The sequence below is a fragment of the Halosimplex salinum genome, assembly GCF_003730195.1.
Taxonomy (GTDB): Archaea; Halobacteriota; Halobacteria; order Halobacteriales; family Haloarculaceae; genus Halosimplex; species Halosimplex salinum.
This window is the reverse complement of the sequence record NZ_QWGG01000006.1, coordinates 253266-278289: the sequence shown is the minus strand read 5'-3', so window position 1 is coordinate 278289 and position 25024 is coordinate 253266. Positions and strand designations below refer to the sequence as shown.

The window sequence follows — 25024 nt, the reverse complement described above, 5'->3', positions numbered from 1 at the left end:
GCTGGCGACGTGGCGCCAGCAGGGACGGAATCCCTACGCGGAACTCAAGCGCGTCGTCGAAAACAACGAGATGGTCTCACAGACTCACGCTGTGCCTGCCGTCGAATCCTCGGGGTAAACACATACCAAAACATCAAGCGGGAGAAAGATGACCCAGTTTTCTTCACAGTAAAAGATAGGTTAATCGGAGTCCGGCGAGGTGACTGGAAACTATTTACCGACGATGGTCAGAACTTCGACCTATATAATGTTCCGCATGGCGGATCTGAATCGGAACCAGCTATACGGCAAGAAGGAGTGAGATCTGAATTAGAACAGCTAATCGAAGACAAACAGGCCTACATCGGTGATTCTATGATAGGATCTACAGGTAACCGATTGGGTGATGAGCCCGATGAGATAACTGATGAAGTACGAGATAGTCTCGAAGATCTAGGTTATATTGACTCCTGATCGATCCAATAGCATTTCGATGTGTTGGCGATTATAGATTATCTCCGAATTCTCTGCTGCTCATCGCTGCCGCACCGGATGAGTCTTAACCACTACGTGGTTAGAGATGTTCGATGGAGGGCCGTTTAGAATGCAAGATTGGTATCCGGCCGCCCGGTTCCATAACGCCATCTTTGCACACATATTCAATTCTAGTTACGCATACATGCAATATTACTATATGAATCGCATATTCAATTTTGGTTTAGGTAAGATCAAGTGCGGGATCTAATTTCTTTATCAAAGGCCGAGAGAAGTCTGTAACTGAAATTGGGCGCCTCAGGATTCCGTATTAGAAGTGGCACACCGTTCCGAGTACAGGAATTATGCAATCGATCATATTCGGTTGTACTCATTTAGTCAGTTACTCTGGGTAAAGGGAGAAGGAATACGTGAAATATTTCATATCGGCTCTTTACAACTAAACTGATGAGATCGACAATCCACGCACTGTCAAAGACATTAATAGCCGCCCCGAAAGAGCTACTGTTATGAAATCACTCAGTACAGCGTTCGATGGAAAGACTGTCCTCGTTACTGGCGGAGCAGGGGCCATCGGGAGCAATCTAATTTCGAAACTCTCTGAACACAACACCTCTGAAATAGTCATTCTAGATGACTTCTCTTCTGGATACGAGTGGCTAATCCCCCACGACAGCAGTATAACCACCATCAAAGGGAGCATCCTCAATGAAGAGAAACTCAAGCGGGTGTTCAAACGTGATCTTGACTACGTATTCCACCTAGCAGCACACTTCGCGAACAAGAACTCCGTCGATCATCCCGAAACCGATCTCCGCATCAATGGGATGGGGACGCTCAAACTTCTAGAGTACGCCCAGATGCGGGACCTTGACCGGTTCGTCTATGCGTCGTCCGGCTGTGGAATCTATGGCGGTGACGCGGAGATTCCCTTCGAAGAAGACGACTTTACGATCGACCACGGCACACCGTACCAGATCACGAAACAGCTCGGGGAGATGTACGCGAAGTACTTCAACAATCTCTACGACCTCCCGGTTGCGAACGCGCGGTTCTTCAATTCCTTCGGTCCAGGAGAGGTACCTGGGAAATATCGTAACGTCATCCCGAACTTCTTCTACTGGGCCAGTCACGGCCGAGAACTGCCTATCACTGGTGACGGAACGGAGACGCGCGACTGGACCTACGTCGGTGACATAGTGGATGGACTGCTCCGAATGGCGGTCGTGGAGGACGCTGTCGGCGAATCGTTCAACCTGGCCACTGGACAGGACACGGAAGTCGTCGAGATGGCGCGCATGATCAACGACAGGGTTGAGAACAGTGCAGGCATCGAGTTCAGGGAGCGACGAGAGTGGGACGACAAGCCGCAGATCGTCGGCTCGATAGAGAAGTCTCAGCGCGTTCTCGGCTATGAACCAACGACATCGTTCGCCGACGGACTGGACGATGTCCACGAGTGGTTCGAAGACAACAGGGACCGAATCGAGGCAGCAGCGAGTGAGGAGTTCGAAGACCACGATCCAGCGTGAGGATACTTGTAGTCCAGGAGACTGATTGGATCGAGCGGGGCCCACACCAGCAGCATCACCTCTTTGAGCGCCTGGAGACGATGGGCCACGAAGTCCGAGTCGTGGACTTCGAGTTCCTCTGGCGCGAGACCGACTCGTCGGAACGGTATCGCGGCCGAGAGGAGATCGCTCCCGAGTCCCAGATCGTCGACGACGCCGAGATCTCGTTGATCAGGCCCGCCATGCTCAAGTTCCCCCTGCTGGACAAAGCGTCGATCCTTCCCGCCCATTCACGGGAGCTCAACCGGCAGTTCGACGAGTTTCAGCCGGACGTAGTCGTCGGGTTCGGGATCTTGAACGCGTATCTCGCCGCACGTCTGGCCGGTGCGAACGACGTGCCGTTCGTGTATTACCTGATCGATCACCTGCACACTCTCCTTTCGAATCGGGCCCTCCAGCGGGTCGCAAAGATTGTCGAATCTCGTGCGGTCAAACGGGCTGACTTCGTCTATACGATAAACGAGGGGCTCCGTGAGTATGCGGTAAATCTGGGAGCAGATCCCGCCGTTACCCGTGTGGTTCCGGGCGGCGTCGACGTCGATAGATACAGAGAAGGCGATAGTGATACCGTCGACCTACCGGTAGATATCGGAGACGACGAGACGGTTCTGTTCTTCATGGGCTGGCTCTACGAGTTCTCGGGTCTCCGAGAACTCGCACAGGATCTGGCAGCGACGGACGAACACGACGACCTCAAACTGGTCGTCGTCGGAGAGGGCGACCTGTACGACGAACTGAAAGAGATTAAACAGGACCAGTTGGGAGACCAGCTCGTCCTCACCGGACGCGTTCCGTTCGAAGAGATTCCCAACTATCTCGACTACGCAGACGTTTGTCTCCTGCCCGCCGAACACAACGAGACGATGCACGACATCGTCCCGATAAAGATGTACGAGTACCTTTCGTCGGGGAGCCCGGTCGTTGCGACGCGGCTTCCGGGGTTGGAAAAGGAGTTCGGTGAGGAGAGTGGCGTCGTGTACACCGACGGCCCGAATGACGCGTTCGATACTATTCTCGATCTCCTGGAGTCTGACGAGTACGATGCACGTGTCCGAGAAGGTCTGAGATACGCCGATAAACACGACTGGACGCGATTGGCTGAGCAGTTCGAGAACCACCTCGAAATGGTCACCGACGGATCTGATCCTCCAAGCCGCGACTCGACGGCGATTCCCTCGACAGAGTGAGGAATGTTTAAGCAAGGCGCAGGTCTGTTCGGAAAGTAATGGCAGACATACTCGTGACCGGTGGAACAGGATTTATCGGCGCTAATCTGGTCAACGAACTCAGAGAACGAGACCACAACGTTTGGACGCTCGACATCGATTTCTCACCGGACGAACGCCACTACCGCGTCGATATCGGCGAGTATCGACAGCTACGGGATGTATTCGACGAACACGACTTCGACTACGTGTACAACGCAGCGGCCGAGTATGGTCGCTGGAACGGTGAGGACCACTACGAGAACCTCTGGCAGACGAACGCCGTCGGGACGAAGAACATCCTCAGGATTCAGGCAGACGAGGGATTCCGACTGATCGACTTCTCGAGCGCAGAGGTGTACGGTGACCACAGCGGGACGATGACTGAAGAGTTGACCGAAGAGCAGTCGTTCCGGTTGATGAACGACTACGCGATGTCAAAACGAGTCAACGAGATGCAGGTCAGGAATGCTATGGAGAAATTCGGCACGGAGTCAGTAATGGTTCGTCCAGTTAACTGTTACGGCCCGCAGGAGCATTACAGTGAATATCGAGGTGTCGTTCCGATATTCATCTGGCACGCTTTGAACGACAAGCCGTACACCGTGTACGAGGGCCACAAACGCATCTTCGACTACGTCGGAGACACGGCGCGGACGCTCGCAAATATCGTCGACAACTTCCACCCGGGAGAAGTGTACAACCTCGGCGGGAACCCAGACTGGGAGATCTCTATCGGAGAGCTCTCGGATCTAATCCTCGACTACCTCGACAAGGACGACGGTATCGTCACGTACGAAGAAAAAGAGGAGATGACGACAGACGTGAAACGTATCGACAGTACCAAAGCGCGTGATCACCTGAACCACGACCCCCAGGTGCCGCCAGAGGAGGGCATCCCGGAGACTATCGAGTGGTTCAAATCCGAATACGACCTGTAGGTGCCCCCTCTGATTCTGGGACAGCGAGGAGGCTCGTTTATTATTCCGAGCGGTCGGCGACTGCCTCAAGGATTCGTTCCGCTGCAGTTCCGTCACCGAACGGATTCTCCCACGCAGAAGATGTTTCGTACATCTCGACGGCTCCGTCTCGGATCGCGTTCGGGTCGACACCGACCAAGCGGTTCGCGCCAACGTCGATGGTCTCCGGACGTTCGGTGTTGTCCCGGAGCGTCACACAGGGGACGCCGAGAATGGATGCTTCCTCCTGTACGCCGCCAGAATCGGTAAGAATGAGCGATGCTGCCCGTTCTAGCTCCAGAAAGTCGAGATAGTCCTGAGGTTCGACTAACTGGACGCGTTCTGGGACTTCGAGTTCGAACTCGTCGAGTCGATTCTTCGCTCGCGGATGGATCGGGTAGATAACTTCGGTATCGAGATCCACGGCGACACGTTCGACACCTGTGAGTAGCCCATCGAATCGCTCACGGTCGTCCACGTTCTCCGCCCGGTGGGCCGTCAGTAACACGAATTCACCAGAGTCCAGCCCAAAATCCTCGAGTACGGTGCTTTTTTTCGCGGCGAGCGCCTGGTGTTCTCGAACTGCGTCGACGACCGTGTTTCCAGTGACGTAGATGCGTTCCTCGTCGAGGTCTTCGTCACGGAGGTAGTCTGCAGACGTCTCAGTCGGTGCGAACAGGTAGTCCGCGACGTGGTCTGTGACTACTCGGTTGGTCTCCTCGGGCATTTCACGGTCGAAACTCCTGAGCCCCGCTTCGACGTGTCCGATATCGACGGGGAGTTTACTCGCGGCGATGGCGCCCGCCAACACGGAGTTCGTGTCTCCCTGAACGAGAACCGTATCAGGCTCTACGTCGAGGAGAACACGTTCGATTTCGGCGAGCATCTCCCCGGTCTGCTCACCGTGTGACCCCGAACCGACCGCCAATTGATAGTCAGGGGCCGGCAGCTCTAGTTGCTCGAAGAAGACGCTATCCAGTTCATCGGAGTAGTGCTGGCCTGTGTGGATAAGCGTGAACTGGATTTTCCGTTTCTGACACTCACGGATGACCGAGGATAGTTTGATTATTTCAGGGCGGGTCCCGAGGACGATCGCGACGTGGTGATCTTCGTGAATCATGGACTAAAGCGGTGGATGTGGGGTATCCTACTCGTCGAGTGCTGCTAGCATGTTGCTGATACGATTCAGTACGAGACCGAGGAAGATCCCGATAGCACCGAGGATCGTCGAGAAACCACTCACGAGAACCTTCGCGGGGTAGAACCGGCCAGTGGATCGATAGATAACGACGGCGTCGAGCCCGTAGTAAGCGCCGATCACGAGTAAAGCGAGACCCGGAAGACCGAAAAAGAGGAGCGGATGCCTGTCACGGACGAGTTGCAGTATGAAGGCGACGACTGTGAGACCGTGTCGAAGCGGATTCTGTGTCTGTCCATCGATTCCCTCGTAACGTGCTTCGATCGGTTCCTCGACGATTTCTAGGTCGTTTTGAGAAGCGAGGTCGATCATCTCGGTTTCTACGCCGAAGTTGTCCGTCGTCACCGCGAGTTCGTCGACGGCGCGCGGAGAAAGCGCCCGGAATCCGCTCTGCGAATCCGTCACGTGAGTCTGTGACGGACCGAAGGTGAGAAGATCCAAAACCCGTTGTCCGAGACGCCGATACGTCGGTGTCTCGTCTTCGGTACCGTCGTCCAGGTATCGGCTCCCAATCACCAACTCCGCATCGTCCTCGACGATCGGTTCAGCGACGGCCGGAATTTCGTCTGGGTCGTGTTGGCCGTCACCGTCCAGAAGTACGAACGCATCGAACTCTCGGGTCCGGACCTCGTCCAGTAACGTCTGGATGGCCGCGCCCTTTCCACTGTTCTCTTCGTGTTCCACGACCGTCGCACCGGCTTCTTTCGCGATTTCGACTGTGTCATCGGTGCTACCGTCATCTACGACGATAACTTCTCTCGCGACCGACTTCGCGGACAGGACAACACTTCCAATCCCCACTTCTTCATTGTACGTCGGGATCCCGATAAGAAGATTCGAATCGGCATCGTACTTAATTCCGCCAACGACGCTATACGCAGTGCTTTCTCTCAACTTCGAAAGACTGTACTCGAAATCGAGACGTTCCTCGGGCGTTTCAAACTCGATGACACCCGGAAATCCCTCGTCACGTGCGTCAGTCTGGACTTGTTCGTCGAACTCGAGGGCTGGACGACGTTCGATTACCGTCGCACCGAGTTCCCGGGCGAACTCGGCGGCCTCGGTGGAGGGGTCTTCACAATAGACAAAGACATGATGGCCGCGCTCTTTCGCACGGAGAATCGTAGTCGTGACCCCGCCCGGATCGCCGGCCCCTGTAGGGATCGCGACAACTGCTCTGTCGCGGGAACCGAACTCGAGCGGGCGGTCAGCGCTTCGGTCCATTGCTTCAGTCATCCATCGATCCTTATCGTTATCTCGGTATTACTGTCCACCAATAAATACTGGGTGGTTGCCGCCGCCTGCGGGCACCGATCGCACGATATCACCGTGTTACGTTGATCCAGATATAATTCGAACGGTATGCCGAATCCAGACTCCTATCTTCACCAGGGTCCCCCTCGTACAATAGATACGTAAGCCGAAGGTTCGTTCCGGATGTCGTCGGCGTAATCTCGTGCGGCTGGTGCCAAGTCTCGTTGTCCGCGAGGGTCGGCGAAAACCGCTGTAGTTCCCTCGACTGGCGTACTGTGGTCGTGTTCCCGTCTGTCTCGACTTCCTGCATGGCGACGACCACGGTGTACGAAACCTGTCTGTTCTCCTGATTTCCGATCCCGACCGTGAGTTCCGTACTTTCCCCTACAGACAGTTCCTGCGGATAGTCGTCCGCCACAAGTTCGCCGTTCTCGTCTTCGGTCAGGAGATAGAACTCGGTGAACGATTCACCCTGCATAGGGGCAGCAACAGCGAAGGCAACCGATCCCGAAGCGAGAAGAACGCTACAGACGAGGGCGATATTTAGCGCCCCGTCTAGGCGGGAGTCGGGATACCGTAGCTCTTCGTACCCGGATTTGAACCAGGTTCGATACGGGACGGCAAATCGTTCGTCTACTGGCAAATCACGCCGTCGCCGTGCTGCGACTGCCGTCGCAGCGAGGGTGAATCCACCCAACCCGACGAGGATAGGCCCCAGTCGGATCCCCCACGGCGTGAAGTTCAGTCCGAGTCCGATCAGGGGGACGACGGCGATACTCAGCCCGAATGAGAGTGCGACACGTTCGATGAGATCGATCCCACCATCGTTAGCCGTGCCCCTGCCCTCTGTTAGCGTCTCGCCTTCGCCACTTACACTACCCTCAGAGCTCGCTTCGGGAAACAGCGCGGCAACAAGCGCGTACCCTGGGATGAACAGAACCAACGGCAACCCGAACACGATTCGGACCGGTGTTTCGCTAACTACGGGAAGGACTGCACTGAGTGACGCGAGTAAAACGAGGAGAACCACAGCGGACAGGTCTGCCGGAAGTCGTCGAACAGGTCGCGGTATAAGCGACCATAGTCCGAAATCGAAGCCCCGCTGTCCGTCCATTGGTGGCTGAGTAGCATGGAGTCGCTGAAAAGCCCCTCGGTCTATTACCTTGGTAATATGCCCTCACTGCATTGGCCCGTTTCTTGACCGTCTTACAGTCAGGGTCCACCGATTCAGAAAATACCAGGCGGTAGAATCGATAGGATCCGTCGGATCACGACGTACCCGAATCCCACGAGACCGACCAGTACGATCCACTTCAGTCGCCGTCGCCACTGAGGCGTTACGTTGAACGGTGCGGTCAACTCGACGACCACAAGGAATCCGATGAGCGAGACGACGAAAAACACGTCCAGTGACAGCGACGACAGGAGTGTCAATACGACGATCGTCCCCAGCATCCAGATAGCCTGTCCAAGGAAGAACCGCTGTCGCCGTGCTGTCGTCATCAACGACCAACCATCCCACCAGACGTTCGCCCGTGGCGGTCCACGATGCCCGATGCTGTCGGTAGTCGGTCATCACTTGTGAGACGAGCCACCCCACTCACACTGCATCACCTCCGTCCTCGACCGGCCACGAACACGAGACGACGTACTCCGTCCCGGCATCGTCGGCCGGAGCCACCTCGACAGAAACCGATCGCCCACTGACTGTCGCCAGTCCGACACCGAGCAAGGAGGTGACTGGATGGTCCACTCTGTCGAGACGACCGAGGGCACTTCCATCGACACGTACAGAGGCGTGTCCAGCCGCGCTATCGACCTCGCTGTCGACGCTTCCGACGAGTTCGAACTGTTCGACGAGCGCGTCGCCCAACTGGGCCATCACGGCTGCTGGATCCTCGTCCGGTTCACCCGTAACTGCCTGTTCGAACGCCGTGTAGAGGTCGGCTGCCGTCGGCTGCAAGGCGATTCCCCGTCTACGCCCGTTGTCGGCGACGACGAATCGATTCGATAGTTCGTCGTCCGCTGGAACGTCGTACTCCGCGTGTTGGGGGACAAACAGTCGAACGTCGGTGACCGATTTGGCACTGGTCTCACGGTCAGAATCTGTTCGCGGGACGTACACCCACTCCGATTCGAGCCCCAACTCCGCGATCGCCTTCGACTCGTTCTCGGCGAACGAGGCGTACACCGCCTCGCCGACAGACGCCGAAATGAACCGCTCCGGGGTCAGGAAGTAGGTCAAAACGCCCAGAAACACACCAGTCCCGCCCAGCGCGAACAGCACGGTCCGCGCGTCGGCGACGACCACGCCGGCGAGCAACGCCAGCACGCCGATCGCCGCGAGCGTCGCCGCGCTCCGTCGATACTGGGACTGCTTCGCCCGCGCGTACTCCGCCCTGAGCCGCTCGTTTTCCTCGCGGAGCGTCTCCAGTTCACCCCGGAGCCGATCCGCCTCGGGAACCTCCACGTCGTCCACGTCGTCGACCAGATCACTCGCGCTCATCGGCCACCTCCACGAGTCCGAGTGCGACGAGTTCCACCCGGTGAAGCGCGTACGAGAGGAGCGCGACGACACAGACGAGGGCAAACGCGGCGATCAGCGGGTCCCAGACGCGAGTCGCCAGCACGGCGCCGCCGACCAGCAGCAGCCACGCGAAACCGAGAACACCGACCGTTCCACGGTCACGACCGCCGAACAGCAGTTCCGAGCCGGCTGCTATCGCGAGTAACCCGCCCTCAAGGACTACGACTGGAACCAGGCCGGTCCCGTCCGGAAAGACAACGAGCAGCCCGACGTGGCCGAGCACGACAGCGGCGAGAGCCAACCACGTTGCGGTGGGCGACGCAGACGGAGAGATATCGGAGACAGACGCGGAGTCGGCGGACGCTGTCATCGGCGTAACTCGACACCCGTCGGGTTTCAACTTTCTGGAGCGAGGCTCAGCGACGCCGACCGTCGGAGAGGAGCGCCGACAGGCGCTCGCCGGGGCCGACCTCGTAAGCGGTCACGCGGTCGAGCGCGGCGAGTTCACGCCGGAAGGACTCGAAGTCGGCGTAGCGCTGGTAGGCGTCGTCCAGGTCGGCCAGTCCGCCGCGCTCGAACAGCACGGAGGGGGTGAGAAAGCAGACGACGTGGTTGCCGTTGGCGAGGGCGAGGCGGATGGTCTCGCGGAGTCGCGGCCGGTCGGCGTCGTCGGTGAACAGCAACACCCAGTGGTCGCTTCCGAGGCGGTCGACGTAGGTGCGCATCGTCCCGAACAGCGGGTCGTCGTCCATCCGGCGGACGTAGCCCTCGGTCCGGTCGAAGTACGGGCGGAGCGTCCGACCGAACGCCGTGTCATCGTCGGTCAGTGTCGTCGCGGCGCGCCTCGCGGCGACCGCTCCCTGTGTTGCGATGGCTCCCGTCCCACTGCCCTCGGTCGGTTCGAGACCGTGGAGGAGCGTCCGCAGCTCCCGATAGTGTTCGCTCGTCGTCGACGGCTGCTCTTCGAGCGTGAGCCCGTCGTCGCCGACGGCGTAGAGGCCGAGCGGGTCGTTCGCCGAATCCGCGGCGGCCGCGACGGTGAGGGCCACCTCGCGGAGGTAGTCGAACTTCGTCTCGCCCTCGGGGCCCTCGGCCAGCCGTCCCCTGTGATCGACGACCAGCACGGTCCGGCGGTCGGTCTCCACCTCGTACTCGCGGACGTGCGGGTATGCCAGTCGCGCGGTCGCCTTCCAGTCGATGTTGCTCACGGAGTCGCCGGGGACGTACTGTCGCAGTTCGGCGGGGTCGGTGCCCTGCCCGCGCTGGTCCGCCCGGTGGCCACCGAACGCCGCAGACACCGCGTCGCCGCCCTCGCCGACGTGGACGTTCTGGGGCTGTCGCGGTTCGACGCGAACCGTCGCCTCGCGCCCGCGCTGGAAGGATTCGGTGAACAGCCCGAAGGCGTCGGTCACCGAGACAGTCGGGGCCGGGATCGTCGCCCGACCGACGACGGGCCACTTGAGTTCGAAGGTTGCGGTCCCACTCTCGTCGCCGGGTTCAAGGACGACCGTCCGCGCCTCGCGGTCGACCGAGCCGGCGATCACCGGGAGCGAGGCCGTGACCGCGAGCGGGAGTGGCGTCGCCGACGGGACGCCGACGGTCAGCGTCACCTCGGTCGTCCCGTCGCGGCGGACGTACTGGGCGTCGGTCACCAGTTCGACGGCGAGGTCGGCGTCGAGGCCGCGAAGTGTCTGCACGAACGCGTACTGGCGGGCGAGCAGTATCGCGCCGACGGCGGCGGCGCCGACGACGAGTTCCGGCCGGGCGAAGATGACGCCCAGGGCCGCGAGCAGCGCGCCTGCTCCGGCCGTCGCCCAGAACCGACCCGTCGGGTCCATACCGGAGCGAGCGGACCGACCACATTCAAGCTACTGTTGTCCGGTGGCGCCAATCGGATAGTCCCGTGTGGACCGCTCCCGTTCGGAGAGAAAGGGATTATATCCGCTGGCTGGATACTGCGGGGTGTGAACCGCCCCGCCCTCCTTCCCGACGACACGGTCTCCCGGGCGCTCGTCACGGTCGGGATCGCCGTTCTCGTCGTCGGAGTAGTGGTCGGGGCAATCGCTCCCGCGGCCGGCGTGTCGGGGCTCGGCGGCTCGGACGCGGCCGGCGAGCCGAGACAGACCGATCCGGCGGAAGCCGGCGGCGAGGGCGACCTGAGTGCGGTCGAACGACAGCTCGCGGACCGGCTGGCGGATCGAGCGCGGAGCGGCGCGATCAACGTCAGCAGCGGAGACGTCGACGAAGCGCGTGAACGGCTCAACGGCACCGAGTACGAGGCGCTGGTCGAGCAGTACTCTTCGGTCGCCAACGAGACGGGCAACGCCGACCAGACCATCGCCTACCGGCGGATGCTCGAGACCCAGCGCGAGTTCGTCGAGACGGTGGACCGATACAACCGGATCCACCAGCGCTACCAGTCTCTGCGGAGTGGCGAGTACACGGCGACAGACTTCGGCGACGCCCGGATCCGACCAGACCTGAGCGAGGTGGAGTCGGGCGGTGAGAAACCGATGCCGGGCGGTCGAGGGCAGGTCTACCGACACGCACACGAACTCTCGCGACTCGCCGACGACGTGGAGGAGACCGGGGGTCTGCTGGACGAGCGCTATCGAACGCTCTCAAACGTCTCCGGGCAGGACTTCACAGAGGGGCGCGCGAGCATCGACGAGACCGTCGAGAACGTCACGGCGAGGCAGGCGACCGTCCGCGACGAGACGTTCAGGCCGACGGAGTTGCGGGTCGACGACTACTCGCGGACGGCGTCGTTCTCGAACCCACTGTCCGTCGCAGGCAGGGTCACGGCGAACGGCTCGGCCGTCTCGAACGGGACGGTCCGGCTCTCCGTCGGGAACCAGACGGCCGAGACGGAGACGGACGCGAACGGGTCGTTCAACGTCGACCACCGGCCGGCGCTGGTCTCGACGAACGTCTCCAGCGCGACCGTGGCATACGTCCCGGCAAACGACTCGGCCGACGCGCCGGCCGAACAGACGCTCAAGGTCGAGTTCAGACAGGAGACGCCCGCGGTCGACGTCTCGGTCGCACCCGACGAGATCAGGTACGGCGAGAGGCTCCGAGTCACCGGGCAGGTGAGCGTCGACGGCGTGGGCGTCCCGAACGCGCCGTACATCGTCCTCGTCGACGGGCAGGTATTCGCGCGCAACGAGACCGACAGCGCGGGTCGATACGACGTCTCGGAACGGTTCCCGAGTTCGGTCGGCGACGGCGAGCAGCGAGTCCGCGTGCTCGTCCCGCTCGAGAACCGGACGTTGGCCGGGGCGAGCGCGAACGCGACGCTCCAGGTGGCCGAACTCGCCACGGATCTGACGGCGAACGCGACGCACGTCGAGGGGCGGACGGTCCGGGTCGAGGGGCACCTATCGAGCGCGAACGGCCACGACGTGGACAACGAGACGGTCGGCCTCGCGGTCGACGGGACTACCGTCGCGACGACGGAGACCGACGCGAACGGGTCGTTCGCGACGACGATCGCCGTCCCGAGCGAGGCGCTCGACGGCGGCCTCCTCGGCGGGTCCCAGAAGATCCTCGTCACCGCGAGCTACGAGGACGCGACGAGTAACCTCGCGCCGGTCGGTCACACCACGGACGTCACCGTCAGAGCACCCGGGCGGCCGGTGCTGCTGGGCGGTCTCGCACTGCTGGTTGTCGGACTCGTCGGCGGTGTCGTCCTCGCGCGGCGCAGACCGTGGGAGACCGGCGGGGAACGCGGTGTCTCCGGCGCCGGCCAACCCGGTATCGCGGCGAGCGACCTCGGCGGGAGCGTGAGCGCAAGCGCGGACTCGGCGTCGCTCCTTTCGACCGCTCGCGACCGCCTCGCGAGCGACCCCGAGACGGCCGTCCGGGTCGGCTACGCCGCGCTCCGGCACCGCATCGAGCGACAGGGCGCCGTCCCGGGCGACGGGCGGACCCACTGGGAGTTCTACCGGGACTGCCGGGACGCCGACCTCGACGCGGAGACGCTCGACGCCCTCCGGGACGTGACAGAGCGCTACGAGCGCGTCGCCTACGCCGCGGGCGCGGTCGACGCCGATGCGGCCCGGGCGACGCTCGACCGGATCGAATCGTTCGTCGACGGATCGCTCCCGGACGGGCCGGGACAGACAGATCAACCGGGTGACTGACCGATGGACTCGTACGACTACCCGCGGCTGGCCGTCGTCGTCGTGCTCCTCGCCGTGAATCTCGCGCTTATCGGCGCGATGAGCACCTCCTCGGCGGCGTACGGCCCGTACAACGCCGACTGGGACGGCGCCGAGACGCTCCGCACGGCGGCGAGCGAATCTGCGGAGATCGAACTCGCGACGACGACGGAGCGCTACGGTGAGATTCCTGCACAGGAGTCGACGGCGTTCGTCCTCGCACCGGACAGGCCGTCCGACGCGTCGGTCGCGCGGGTCCAGTCGTTCGTCTCCCGGGGCGGGACCCTCGTCGTCGCCGGCGAGGCGCCCAACGCGACGAACGCGTATCTCGACGCGGTCGGTGCCAGCGCCCGGATCGACGGCCGACAGCTCCGCGACGACCAGAACAACTACCGCAGCCCGGAGCTCCCGGTCGCGGACAACGTCACCGAGCACGAACTGACCGCAGGCGTCGAGTCGCTCACGCTCAACGACGGGACGACGATCAACGCCAGCGGCGAGGCGGGGATGGGCACCAGCGACGTGACGACGCTGGTCAACAGCTCCGACGTGGCGTACGTCGACGCCGACGAGAACGAGAGCTACGACGCCGGCGAGCCGTTCGGGTCGCTCCGGGTCGCGACCGTCGAGCCCGAGGGCGAAGGCCGAATCGTCGTCGTGAGCGACCCGAGCGTCTTCACGAACGCGATGCTCGAACAACCGGGCAATCGCGCGTTCCTCGACGCGCTCGTCGACGGGCGGAGTCACGTCCTCGTCGACTACTCCCAGCACGCGTCGCTGCCGCCGCTCGTGTACGCGCTGCTGACGGTGCGCGCCAGCGCACCGCTCCAGGCGGTTCTGGCGATGCTCGCCTTCGGCGCGTTCGCGCTGTACGTCACTCGCGACCAGGTGGCGGTGGCCCTGCGATCCACGTTCGGCTGGGAGCGCGAGGCGTCCGACCTCGGTGAGATAGAACTCGACGAATCGGCGGTGAAGGCGTTGCTGGCCGACAGACACCCCGACTGGGAGGAGTCCTACGCCGAGCGCGTAACGGAAGCGATTATACGGCAGCGTGGCGGACGGGGAGACGATGACTGACCCCGCCGCCCTCTACGAGGCCATCGAGGCGGAGGCCGGCTCCGTTCTCATCGGCAACGAAGACGTCGTGGAAGGGCTGACGGTCGCGATACTCACCCGCGGACACGTCCTCCTCGAGGGCGTGCCCGGCGTCGCGAAGACGACCATCGCCAACATCTTCGCCGAAGCGACCGGGCTCGACTACAACCGCGTCCAGATGACGCCGGACATCCTCCCCGCGGACATCACCGGCACGAAGATCTACCGCGAGAACATCGGCGAGTTCGAACTCCGCGAGGGGCCGGTGTTCGCCAACGTCGTCGTCGCCGACGAGATCAACCGCGCGACCCCGAAGACCCAGTCCGCCCTCCTCGAAGCGATGCAGGAGCGACAGGTGAGCATCGAAGGCGAGACGCTCGACCTCGAAGAACCGTTCATCGTCATCGCCACGCAGAACCCCATCGAGATGGAGGGGACCTTCGAACTCCCGGAGGCCCAGCGCGACCGCTTCGACCTGAAGCTCACCGTCGGCCTCCCCGAGCGCGACGACGAGGCCGAACTGCTCGGCCGCTTCGACGCCGACCCGGAGATGGGGCCCGGCTCCATCGAACAGGTCGCCGACCGTGAGGACATCCTCGCCGCACGAGAGGTCGTCAGCGACGTGTACATCGACGACAGCGTCCACGAGTACATCCTCGACCTCGTGGCCGCGTCCCGGGAGTCACCGGACACCGCCCACGGCGCCTCGCCGCGGGCGTCGCTGGCCTTCCTCAACACATCGAAGGCCCGCGCTGCGATCCACGGCCGCGACTACGTCATCCCCGACGACGTGAAGTCGCTCGTCGGCCCGATCCTCCAGCACCGACTCGTCCTCAGCACGGAGGCCGACCTGAGCGACGTGACCCCCGAGGACGTGGTCGCCGACATCGTCGAGCGCGTCGAGCCACCGAGCCGTGAGGCGGTCCGCCAGGCCCCGGCCGTCAGCGACGGCGGCGACCAGCCCGAGGATCGGTCTCCGAACTAACGCGACGTCGACAGGCGGGCGCAGACGCCGCTCGACACCTCGACCGATCGCCGCCGAAACCGCTTTCACCGCCGATAATTACGACACAGCGTTTATATCAGGTCGTACGAAAATACGGGCCAATGAATTCGCGGTGGCAGTATCGGGTGGCGAGTGTCGGGGTCACGCTGGCCCTGACGCTCGTCACGCTGGTCATCGCGAACCTCTCGTTCGTGCAGGCGCTCTTCGCGCTCGTTCCATACTTCGGGCGACCGGCGCCCGCCGTCCTCGACGGTGAGCAGTTCACAGTCGCCGCGTTGACGACGCTCGGCGTCGCGGTTGCGGCGATGTGGCCCGTGTTCAAACCTCGTCCCCGGCGGATCCTCGATACGATCCTCCTCACGCAGAAGCGCGTCCTGCTGGCGATGGTCGCTCTGGCCGCGCTCGGCTACTACAACTACTCCTACCGACTTCCCCGGTCGACGCTGATGATCGTCACTGGACTGTTGTTCGTCGCGCTCCCCGTCGCGATGGTCGCCATCCGACGGCGACCGCCGGGGGCCGAACGCGCGATCATCGTCGGCGACGACGCCGACGCGATGGCCGACGTGCTCGCCACCACAGATCTGGATATCGTGGGGTACGTCTCGCCGCTCGCCGGGCGCGAAGACGGGACCGCTTCCGGGGCAGGCTACACAGACGGCGGCGTCGTCGTCGGACGCGACCCGCTGGCCGAGCTGGAGTGTCTCGGCGGCCTGTCGCGACTCGAGGAGGTGCTGCTCACCCACGACATCGACACCGCGGTGCTGGCCTTTGGCGACACGGACCGGCTGGAGTTCTTCGGCGCGCTCGACGTCTGTTACGACCACGGCATCGTCGCGAAGGTCCACCGCGACCACGCCGACAACGTGCTGACCAGCGGCGTCCCCGAGAGCGACCTCGTCGATATCGACCTCGAACCGTGGGACACGCAGGACTACGTCGTCAAGCGCGCCTTCGACGTGGCCTTCGCGCTCACGGGACTGATCGTATTCTCGCCGGTCATCGCAGCCATCGCCGTCGCGGTGAAACTCGACAGTCCGGGGCCGGTGCTGTACAGTCAGGACCGCACTGCGGAGTTCGGCGACCGCTTCGCCGTGTACAAGTTCCGGAGCATGGTCGTCGACGCCGAGGCCGACTCGGGCGCGCGGCTGAGCGACGAGGACGACGGCGGCGTCGACCCGCGCGTGACTCGGGTAGGTCGGTTTCTTCGTCGGACGCATCTGGACGAGATTCCCCAGCTGTGGTCGATACTCGTCGGCGACATGAGCGTCGTCGGCCCGCGGCCCGAGCGGCCCGAACTCGACACGGAGATGGAGACGAGCGCCGACACCTGGCGGCGGCGCTGGTTCGTTCGTCCCGGGTTGACTGGGCTGGCGCAGATCAACGACGCGACCGGCTACGACCCCGAGGAGAAGTTGCGCTACGACGTGGAGTACATCCGCCGGCAGTCGTTCTGGTTCGACCTGAAGATCGTGATCCGACAGCTGTGGCAGGTCGGCGGCGACGTGGTGGAGACGGTCCGGCCAGGGGACGAGCGTGACGCTTGAGGGGAGTCAGTTGTCGGTCTGTTCAGGTGTCCGCCGGCTGTGATCACAACAGGAGGGTATCGTAAGGTGAGAGTGGATCACACGAACTAGTCGAAGCAGTCGTAGTCGGGCGGGATGACGGCACTCAAGGTTAGCGGTTGCCGTCTCGTCGGCGTCCGGATCGAACGGGAGATGGTGACAAGTTTGTCGAACTAGACGACCGGCCGCTCACCGGTAGCGACGGGTCAATCTAGCCGCTCGAACTCTCCACGTCGTTCTCGGTGGATGATGTCGCCCCATCCACAGGTCTGTGTGGTCAACGTTGTTAATAAAAAAGCCCGTTTTCAGGAAATCTCGGCTCGACAACGGCTAAGCGAATTCAGCTCATACTGTGACCTACGATGGCGACGGATCAAACGCGGACAGTCGACGGTAACGCCCCGGACGATCCGGAAGACCTGCTACCCGAGGAGAGCGTGCTCGAGCTCGACGAGTATCTCGCGATGCACGCCGCCGTCGGCCATCGCACCCGCTACGAGATCCTCTATCGACTCGTCCACAGCGGCGAGATGAGTCCGAAGGAACTCGAGAACGCACTCGATATCGACGACAGCACCCTTCACTACCACCTCAACGAGCTCGTCGACGTCGCCCTCGTCGAAAAACGCCAGCGTACCGAGCGCGGACAGGACGGACTGTACACGTATTATCGGGCGACCGTATTCGGCGAAGTGACGCTTACCGACGGCGTCGACGAGTTGATTCGTGGCGAGCAAGCGTTCGAACGGATGTACGACAGTTCTACCGGCGACTCCCCGCGGTGAACGGCGAGAGTTCCACACACGGGAGCGGATTCGAACACGAGTTTACCGGCGCAACAACTCGCGGATGCTGTCCTCGACGGAGTGCTCGACGGACCAGCCCAGTTCCTCCTGGGCGCGGGTCGTGTCGACGGCGAACTCGCTGACGAGCGTCTCGTCGCGGGGGTTCTCCAGCAGTTCGATGTCGGGTTCGAAGTCGATCTCCTCGGCGGCGATGTCGCGGACCATCTCGGCGACGGTCGTGATGCCGGGGTCCTCCTGACTGGCGATCTCGTACTTCTCGACACCCGTCTCGCCCGTGTCGAGCTGGTCGACCAGCCGTTCGGCGCTCCGGACGTACGCGCGGGCCACGTCTTTCACGTGGATGTAGTTGCGCGCCTGGTCGCCGGGTTCGTAGACGGTCAGGTTCTCGCCGGCCTTCGCGCGGCCGACGAAGAAATTGATGACCGTGCCTTTGGAGACGGTCCGGCCGTTGATCTCGTGCTCCCCATACAGATTCGACTTGAGGAACAGGTGGGCCGGGAACGCGCCCTCGGCGAAGTCCTCGATGGCGTGTTCGCTGAGGAGTTTCGTCCGGCCGTACCAGTTCATCGGGTCGCGCGGGTGGTCCGCGGTGATCGGGAAGTCGACCGGATCGCCGAGGACGGCCATCGAATACGGGAAGATCAGCGCCGCGCCGGTCTTCCGACAGAACCAGGCGACGTTGTTCGTGCCCTGGACGTTCGCCTCGAAAGCCAGGTCCTTGTTCTCCTCGCAGTCGTCGACGCCCGAGACTGCGGCGAGATGCATCACGATGTCCGCGCCGGAGAGCACCTCTTCCAGCCTATCTCGATTTCGGATGTCGACGTGCTCGACGGTCACGTCGCCGATCTCGCGCACGTCGCCGAGGTAGAAGTTGTCGAGAGCGGTGATCTCCCAGTCGGGATACGCCTGCTGTAGTTCTGTGACAACTCGACTGCCGATGAATCCCGCTGCGCCGGTGACGGCGATGCGGGGCGATTCGGGGTCGAAGTCGGTCGGTGTCTGTGTCTCACTCATCTCTGAATTTCCGTGCGAGGTCGCGAACGCCCTCGCGAAGCGTGTGTTCGGTCTCGAAGCCGGTACTATCGAGGCGGTCGAAGTTGACGTGGTACGACGGGCCGGGATGCTCGTCCTCGAGATACGTGATATCCACGGGACCCACTTCGTCGCGGACGACTTCGGCGATCTCCTCGATGCGGTAGTTGCCGTCGTTGGATCCGACGTTGTAGACGAGGTCGTCCCACGCGTCGGGGTCGCAGACGGCCGACCTGTAGGCGCGTGCGGCGTCGTCGACGTGGACGAACGGGCGCCAGTTCGACCCATCGCCGTACACCGTCAGCGGGCGGCCCGTGACGGCGCGGAAGACGAAGTGATTCACAACAAGATTGAAGCGGACCGCCGGCGAGTAGCCGAAGTTGGTGGCCATCCGCAGGGCCGTGCCGGTCATATCGTACTCCTCGCAGTAGTCGGCGAGCATCCCCTCGGACTCGTACTTCGTCTCGGCGTAGGGGTTGATCGGGTCCGGGTCGGTCGACTCGTCGATGTCCGTGCTCGTCGCGCGACCGTAGATGTTACACGAGGAGGCGAAGACGACGTGGTCGACGCCGAGCTTCCCCGCGGCGGTGAGGACGTTCTCCGTGCCGTCGTAGTTGACGGCGAAGGTCTCGTCGCGGCGGTCGTGCGTGCTCGCGGCGCCCGTAATGGCGGCGAGGTGCACTACTCGATCGACGTCGCGCATCGCGCTCTCGACGTCGCCGTACTCGCGGACGTCGCCGCGGCGGAAGTCCAGCGCGTCGTCGAAACAGCCGAACAGCGCGCGGGGCGACCCGGAGACGAGGCTGTCGAGGACGACGACGCGGTCGACGTCGTCGTCGGCCTGCAGTTGCGGGACGAGGTGGCTGCCGATGTAGCCACACCCGCCGGTGACGAGGACGTCCACTGCTTACTCCTCGGCGTCCCAGTCCTCGAGCACGCCCGGGAGGAAGCGGTCCTCGTGGGCCTCGATGGTGTCGGCGTAGCGCGTCAGCGTCTCGAAGATGTCCGCGACGCCGCTCTCGAAGTCCTGGGCCTGCTCGCCGATGAGCGCGGCGTAGTTGTCGTCCTCGATCTCCATCTTGTGGGTCTCGTCCTCGTCGCGCGGGTTCTCGAAGTGCTCGACGGCCACGTCGAGGTCGAAGTCGCTCCCCACGTCCGCGATGGTTTCGGCGATCTCGACGATGGAGATGGCGCGGGTGACCTGGTTGTAGACGGTGAGGTCGTCCGGACGCTCCTCGTGGTCCTGCAGCGCGAGGTTGGCGAGCCCTTCGACGGCGTCTTCGAGGGAGATGAACGGCTTGCGCTGTTCGCCCTTGCCGTAGACGGTGACGGGGTAGCCCGCGACGGCCTGCGCGGCGAAGCGGTGTGCGACCGTCCCGAAGTAGTAGTCGAAGTCGAATCGGGTCTTCAGGCGGTCGTCCTCGCGGGTCTCCGCGGTCTCGGTGCCGTACGTGATGGCCGTGCGCACGTCCGAGATGGGGATGTCGAACTGCTGGTGAGCCAGTCGCATGTTCGCGGCGTCGTGGCTCTTGGTGAGGTGGTACCACGAGCCCGCCATCGCCGGGAACGGCACCTCGTCGCGCTCGCCCTCGTTCTCCATGACCGCACCGCCCTCGGGGATCGGGAACTCGGGGGCGCCGTAGACGCCGGTGGTGGTGGTCTCGATGAAGTGCGTGTCGTTCAGGTCGTGCTCGTCGAGGCCCCAGAGCAGGTTCCGCGTCGCCTGCATGTTGTTGTGCTGGGTGTAGTTGGCCCGCTCGCCGTTGATCTGCGAGTACGGCGCGGAGGGCTGGGCGGCCGCGTGGACCACGACGTCGGGTTCGTGGACGGCCAGCAGTTCGTCGACGAAGGACTTCTCGACGAGGTCCCCCTCGACGAACGAGAGGTTGCCCAGCCCGTACACGTCTTCGGCGGCCTCGATGCGCTGGTCGATGCCGGCGACGGGTGTCGCGCTCTTGGAGCCGACCTCCTCGACCCACTCGCGGCGGGCGAAGTTGTCGACGAGCAGCACACGGTCGTCTGTTCGGTTCGCGATACGTAGGGCGGTCGGCCAGCCGATGTAGCCATCGGCGCCGGTGACGAGGATCGTCATTGAGTTACTCAGATTGTGAGTAACTCCGCTGGAATAAGTATCTTTCCCTCGCAAGTGAGAATTCGAGCGCCACGGTTATGCCGAGCGCGGGACGACAGGGAGCGAATGCGGATCCTCCGCGTGGCACAGACGTACTACCCGGACGTGACCGGCGGTGGCGCGTACCACGTCCACGCGATGAGTCGCGACCAGGCCGCGATGGGCCACGACGTGACGGTGCTGACGCTCCGGCGGAGCCCGGACGCGCCGCGTCGGGAGGAACGAGACGGGTATACGGTAGTTCGTCGGGACCCGACTCTGAACGTCATCGGCAACGAAATCTCCGCGGGACTGGTGCGAGAACTCTGGGGCGCGAAAGGGTTCGACGTCGTCCACGCACACTCCCACCTGTACTTCGCGACGAACGTGGCCGCGCTGAAACGACGGGTCGGAGAGACACCGCTCGCGATCACGAACCACGGACTCTACTCGCAGTCCGCGCCTCGGTGGTTGTTCGACCTGTATCTTCGGACGCTTGGTCGCGCGACGTTCGACAGCGCCGATGTGATGTTCTGTTACACCGAGACTGACGAGCGGCGAGTCCGCGAATTCGGAGTGAGCGCCGATATCGCGATCGTCCCGAACGGTATCGACACGGGACGGTTCACCCCGGACGGTCCCTCGTTCGACGGAGTAGCGGGCGACCCAACTATCCTATTCGTCGGCCGCCTCGTCGACGGGAAACGACCGACGGACGCGCTCCGGGCCTTCGAGCGAGTCTACGAGAGACACCCGGCCGCCAGACTGACGTTCTGCGGCGACGGGCCGCTCCGCGACCAGCTCGAACGGGAGGTCGACGAATGCGGTCTCGACGGCGCAGTGCGGTTCCTCGGACACGTCTCCTACGACGACATGCCCTCCGTGTACCGAGCGGCGGACGTACTGGTCCTGCCGAGCGAGTCGGAGGGGTTTCCGCGAACCGTGCTGGAAGCGCTCGCGTCGGGAACGCCGGTCGTCGCGACAGCTCTCGACCAGTTACTCCCGCTTCGGGACCATGGCGTCGAGACCGTCCCACTCGGAGACGCCCCGGCTATCGCGTCGGCGATCGAATCTCTCGGTATCGAAGGAAGAGACGAGTCACCGGACGGTCGATCGTATCACCAGTTCGTCGCGGACCAGTACGATTGGACCGACACCGTCACCGAGACCACCGACCGTCTCGTGGCGCTCGCGGAGAGCACGTCATCACGCAGTGAGTGAGGTCACTCCTGAAGATATCCGAGGTCGTCGAGGCGCTGGCGTGTCGCGTCGGACATGGACGCCTCACCCCCTCCGTCGGCGTGGGAGAACGAGTCGAGCCACTCGTCGAGTCTGGTTTCGAGGTCCGCGACGCGCTCCGGTTCGGCGGTCGTCAGATCGTTACTCTCGTCCGGGTCGCTGGCGACGTCGTAGCGCTCCTTCGAGTCGTCCGACCCGCGGATCAGCTTCCACCCCGGTGTTCGCACGGCTCGAAGGGAGCGGTCGAAGCGACGCACGTCATCCGAGAGGGGGCCCACGCGCTCGGAGAGCGCGGCCATCGAGGGCTGGGGTGCGAGATACTCAGCGAAGATTTGCTCGCGCTCAGAGATGGAAGCAGAGAGCAGTGAGCAACCCTGGGTCTGCTCGGTGAGCGCTGACGCTTCGATGCCAGCCGCGTCGAGCAGTGTTGGCGCGAGATCCGTCAGCGAGACGAGCGTGTCGTCGTTGGATCCGTCGGTGAACGGCCCTCCGTGGATGACCAGCGGGACGTGGAGGAGCGTGTCGTAGAGGCAGTACTGGTGGTCCATGAGCCCGTGGTCGCCGATGTTCTCGCCGTGGTCGCTCGTGACGACGAAGACGGTGTCCTCCCACGCGTCGTTGTCAGCGAGCATCTCCCGCAACTCTCCGATCCGTTCGTCGAGGTAGGCGATCTCGCCGCGGTAGAGGCCGCGCAGGGCGTCGAGTTCGCGCTCGTCGAGGTCGAGGTCGCCCGCGACGTACGACCAGGCGTCCTGCGAGATGTCCATCGCCTCTTCGTAGGAGACGCCGTCGGGGAGGAACCGCTCGGCGACGTCGGCGGGCGGCCGGTATTCGAGATGGGGTTCGAGGTAGTTCGCGAAGAGGAAGAACGGCCGGTCGTCGTCGCGCTCGCCCAGCCACTCGCGGATCCACTCGTTTGTACGTCGCGCGCCGCTGTCCTCACGCTTGCGGAAGAACTGTCCGTACACCGCGTTCGCCGCGTTCGTGAGCGGGTTACCGTCGAAGAGCGCTCTAGCGAGGCCCCGAAACATCTCCGTACCCTCGGTCGTTCGGGCGACGCGCCCGAGGTCAGTGTCCGACTGGACGTACTGCCACGTCTTGACGAATGTCTCGAAGCCGCGCGCGAAGCCGAACTCCTCGCTGATCCACGTGTTGTTCGAGACGGCGACCGTCTCGTATCCGGCGTCGGCGAACGCCTCGGGGAGCGTCGGGAGTGCGTCGTTCAAGCGTTTGTGGTCGGCGTTGGCGCCGTGCTTCGAGGGGTAGGTGCCGGTGAACAGCGACGCATGCGAGGGGAGCGTCCAGGGCGCCGGTGCGAATGTGTGGCCGAATCTCGTCCCCTCGGCCGCGATGGATTGGAGCGTCGGGGCGACTGTCTCGTCGTCGGGAAATACGTCGGCGTATCGGGCTGTGTCCATCACCACGACGACGACGTTCTGTTTCACGGGGCACCACCTCGTCGCGCTGGGGGACGGACGACCATCCCGCTGCAGAAGTGAACCGAAGACGGACTGCACCGGGACGGTCGCTTCGCCATCGTCACCGACACGGGCCCAGACGACCGTAACCCTACCGGTCGGGGGGTCGCGTTACAGCGTCGAGACACGGCGGTTCATCGGGACCGCCGCAGATATCGCCCAACGTCGCACCGCTCGGCGACCGCCGCGCCGGCGAACAGGAAGACGACCCACAGGAACATCTGCCGCTGGCGGACGCTCGTCCCGACGTTCGCGTTGACGAGTCCGTACAGTACGACGCCGGCGAGGAAGCCAGTAACGAGCGCCGCAGTCACCGCCTTCGACCGGTGCCACAGGACGGGAACACCGACAAGTGCGAGTCCGAAGGCGACCAAATTGAGGAGCGCTTCGAGGAAGACCACCACATCGGCCATCGTCTCGACCATCCACGGGAACGGTGTGAACAGGAAGTATATGGCTCCAACCGGTGTGAACGCCATCGCTTTCGGTATCGTATTCGGCAGAAACTCCGGGAGATACACCGTCCGACCGTGATTCCGTCGCTGGCGTTTGACGATGAAGAAGTCCAGCCCCGATCGTACTGCAGAATGTGCGAGTACGGCCGTGACGAGGGATGTGAGGCCGACTACTACAGCCGCGAGGCGGGCTCGCGGTAGCGCACGACAGTGGTGTACTGCGATAGCGGTTATGAGCGTCAATAGGTAGAGTGGCATGTTCTCCCACCGGACAGCCGTGATCAGCCCGAGTGCGGCCGCAGCTAGCAAATATCGGAACACCTGTCGCCGTGGCGTCCATTCGCGAGTGAGCAGCAACGTCGGTATTCCAACGACCCCTATGAGGACGAACGCTTCCCGGAGTATCGAGCTGTGGACGAACACGTAGCTCGGAAAGGTCACGAGCGGAAGCGCGGCAATCACACCAGCCTCGGCCGAGTAGAGCGATCGTCCGAGCCGATAGAGCAGGTAGACAGCGAACGCGCCTAAAACCGCAGAAAACATGCGGCCGTACAGTCGGTTCGGACCCGGCAACAGCCAGAGCGGTGAGAGGAAGAGGCCCCACAGAGTGACGATCCGGTTCGGATCCATCGGAATCTGGGGGAGTTGTCCGGCGGCGATCGTCGCCGCGGTTTCGGCTGCGCTCGCAGCGAAGCGTTCTGCGTCGGCCTGTGCGTACGGATTGAGAGTCGTAAGCGAAGTGACCGCGATACCTACGAGTCGCGTGCCGAAGGCGGTGAAGAAGACGACAATGCCGATGAGACCCGTCCGGGCATCACTCATCGTCACCCTAACTGGAATGCATCCGGTAAAGTGATCTGATCGAATAGACCGCGGTTCGATTCGGA

The 25024-nt window shown here is 63.0% G+C and carries 21 protein-coding genes; 9 read left to right on the top strand and 12 right to left on the bottom strand.

Features of this window, described 5'->3' with window-relative positions:
* The first annotated feature begins 983 nt into the window (after positions 1-983).
* Genes D1409_RS16750 through D1409_RS16740 form a run of 3 tightly spaced genes read left to right on the top strand, consistent with a single transcriptional unit; the run spans position 984 to position 4191 of the window.
* Entirely contained in the window at positions 984-2006 is a 1023-nt protein-coding gene (locus D1409_RS16750) for an NAD-dependent epimerase/dehydratase family protein (protein WP_123538130.1), read from the top strand.
* Positions 2003-3232, top strand: coding sequence for a glycosyltransferase (locus D1409_RS16745; RefSeq protein WP_123538129.1), 1230 nt, complete (start codon positions 2003-2005; stop codon positions 3230-3232). The genes D1409_RS16750 and D1409_RS16745 overlap by 4 nt, the downstream gene beginning before the upstream one ends.
* A gap of 38 nt (positions 3233-3270) precedes the next feature.
* The gene (locus D1409_RS16740) at positions 3271-4191 is read left to right on the top strand and encodes an NAD-dependent epimerase/dehydratase family protein (RefSeq protein ID WP_123538128.1); all 921 of its coding nucleotides are present in this window, start codon (positions 3271-3273) and stop codon (positions 4189-4191) included.
* A gap of 40 nt (positions 4192-4231) precedes the next feature.
* Here the strand turns inward: D1409_RS16740 and wecB are convergent, their stop codons facing one another.
* The 7 genes from wecB to D1409_RS16705 form a co-directional block, all read right to left on the bottom strand.
* The gene (gene wecB / locus D1409_RS16735; protein WP_123538127.1) at positions 4232-5329 is read right to left on the bottom strand and encodes a non-hydrolyzing UDP-N-acetylglucosamine 2-epimerase; all 1098 of its coding nucleotides are present in this window, start codon (positions 5327-5329) and stop codon (positions 4232-4234) included.
* 27 nt (positions 5330-5356) lie between these two features.
* Positions 5357-6643 carry a glycosyltransferase family 2 protein gene (locus tag D1409_RS16730; protein WP_235853593.1) on the bottom strand — a complete coding sequence of 429 codons (1287 nt, stop codon included), beginning with the start codon at positions 6641-6643 and terminating at the stop codon, positions 5357-5359.
* Between the two features lie 88 nt (positions 6644-6731).
* Positions 6732-7775, bottom strand: a complete 1044-nt coding sequence (locus tag D1409_RS16725) for a DUF1616 domain-containing protein (RefSeq protein ID WP_123538125.1) — start codon at positions 7773-7775, stop codon at positions 6732-6734.
* 113 nt (positions 7776-7888) lie between these two features.
* On the bottom strand, positions 7889-8164 hold the full coding sequence (locus D1409_RS16720; protein WP_123538124.1) for a hypothetical protein: 276 nt from the start codon (positions 8162-8164) through the stop codon (positions 7889-7891).
* 97 nt (positions 8165-8261) lie between these two features.
* Positions 8262-9167, bottom strand: coding sequence for a hypothetical protein (locus D1409_RS16715; protein WP_123538123.1), 906 nt, complete (start codon positions 9165-9167; stop codon positions 8262-8264).
* Positions 9154-9558, bottom strand: coding sequence for a hypothetical protein (locus D1409_RS16710; protein WP_164471737.1), 405 nt, complete (start codon positions 9556-9558; stop codon positions 9154-9156). The genes D1409_RS16715 and D1409_RS16710 overlap by 14 nt, the downstream gene beginning before the upstream one ends.
* Before the next feature lie 46 nt (positions 9559-9604).
* Positions 9605-11026 carry a DUF58 domain-containing protein gene (locus tag D1409_RS16705; protein WP_123538121.1) on the bottom strand — a complete coding sequence of 474 codons (1422 nt, stop codon included), beginning with the start codon at positions 11024-11026 and terminating at the stop codon, positions 9605-9607.
* 126 nt (positions 11027-11152) lie between these two features.
* Between D1409_RS16705 and D1409_RS16700 the strand changes: the two genes are divergently transcribed.
* The 5 genes from D1409_RS16700 (at position 11153) to D1409_RS16680 (ending at position 17802) form a co-directional block, all read left to right on the top strand.
* Positions 11153-13333: a hypothetical protein gene (locus D1409_RS16700; RefSeq protein ID WP_123538120.1), complete on the top strand. Its 2181-nt coding sequence runs from the start codon at positions 11153-11155 to the stop codon at positions 13331-13333.
* A gap of 3 nt (positions 13334-13336) precedes the next feature.
* Positions 13337-14428 (top strand): DUF4350 domain-containing protein, encoded by a 1092-nt coding sequence (locus tag D1409_RS16695; protein ID WP_123538119.1) that lies wholly within the window; start codon positions 13337-13339, stop codon positions 14426-14428.
* Positions 14421-15431: an AAA family ATPase gene (locus D1409_RS16690; RefSeq protein WP_123538146.1), complete on the top strand. Its 1011-nt coding sequence runs from the start codon at positions 14421-14423 to the stop codon at positions 15429-15431. The genes D1409_RS16695 and D1409_RS16690 overlap by 8 nt, the downstream gene beginning before the upstream one ends.
* A 122-nt stretch (positions 15432-15553) precedes the next feature.
* Entirely contained in the window at positions 15554-16999 is a 1446-nt protein-coding gene (locus D1409_RS16685; RefSeq protein ID WP_123538118.1) for a sugar transferase, read from the top strand.
* 380 nt (positions 17000-17379) lie between these two features.
* Positions 17380-17802: a winged helix-turn-helix domain-containing protein gene (locus D1409_RS16680; RefSeq protein ID WP_123538117.1), complete on the top strand. Its 423-nt coding sequence runs from the start codon at positions 17380-17382 to the stop codon at positions 17800-17802.
* Between the two features lie 42 nt (positions 17803-17844).
* Here D1409_RS16680 and D1409_RS16675 read toward each other — a convergent pair whose 3' ends face one another.
* Genes D1409_RS16675 through D1409_RS16665 form a run of 3 tightly spaced genes read right to left on the bottom strand, consistent with a single transcriptional unit; the run spans position 17845 to position 20947 of the window.
* On the bottom strand, positions 17845-18837 hold the full coding sequence (locus D1409_RS16675; RefSeq protein WP_123538116.1) for an NAD-dependent epimerase/dehydratase family protein: 993 nt from the start codon (positions 18835-18837) through the stop codon (positions 17845-17847).
* Positions 18830-19759 carry an NAD-dependent epimerase/dehydratase family protein gene (locus D1409_RS16670; RefSeq protein WP_123538115.1) on the bottom strand — a complete coding sequence of 310 codons (930 nt, stop codon included), beginning with the start codon at positions 19757-19759 and terminating at the stop codon, positions 18830-18832. Before D1409_RS16670 ends, D1409_RS16675 begins: the two co-directional genes overlap by 8 nt.
* Before the next feature lie 3 nt (positions 19760-19762).
* On the bottom strand, positions 19763-20947 hold the full coding sequence (locus D1409_RS16665; protein ID WP_123538114.1) for an NAD-dependent epimerase/dehydratase family protein: 1185 nt from the start codon (positions 20945-20947) through the stop codon (positions 19763-19765).
* A 105-nt stretch (positions 20948-21052) separates the two neighbouring features.
* On the opposite strand from D1409_RS16665, the gene D1409_RS16660 reads away from it, so the two are divergent.
* Positions 21053-22186 carry a glycosyltransferase family 4 protein gene (locus D1409_RS16660; protein ID WP_123538113.1) on the top strand — a complete coding sequence of 378 codons (1134 nt, stop codon included), beginning with the start codon at positions 21053-21055 and terminating at the stop codon, positions 22184-22186.
* A gap of 2 nt (positions 22187-22188) precedes the next feature.
* On the opposite strand, the gene D1409_RS16655 is transcribed toward D1409_RS16660, so the two are convergent.
* Positions 22189-23649, bottom strand: a complete 1461-nt coding sequence (locus D1409_RS16655; protein WP_268895828.1) for a sulfatase — start codon at positions 23647-23649, stop codon at positions 22189-22191.
* Positions 23650-23816: 167 nt separating this feature from the next.
* Positions 23817-24959: a glycosyltransferase family 39 protein gene (locus tag D1409_RS16650; RefSeq protein WP_123538112.1), complete on the bottom strand. Its 1143-nt coding sequence runs from the start codon at positions 24957-24959 to the stop codon at positions 23817-23819.
* Between the last annotated feature and the right edge of the window lie 65 nt (positions 24960-25024).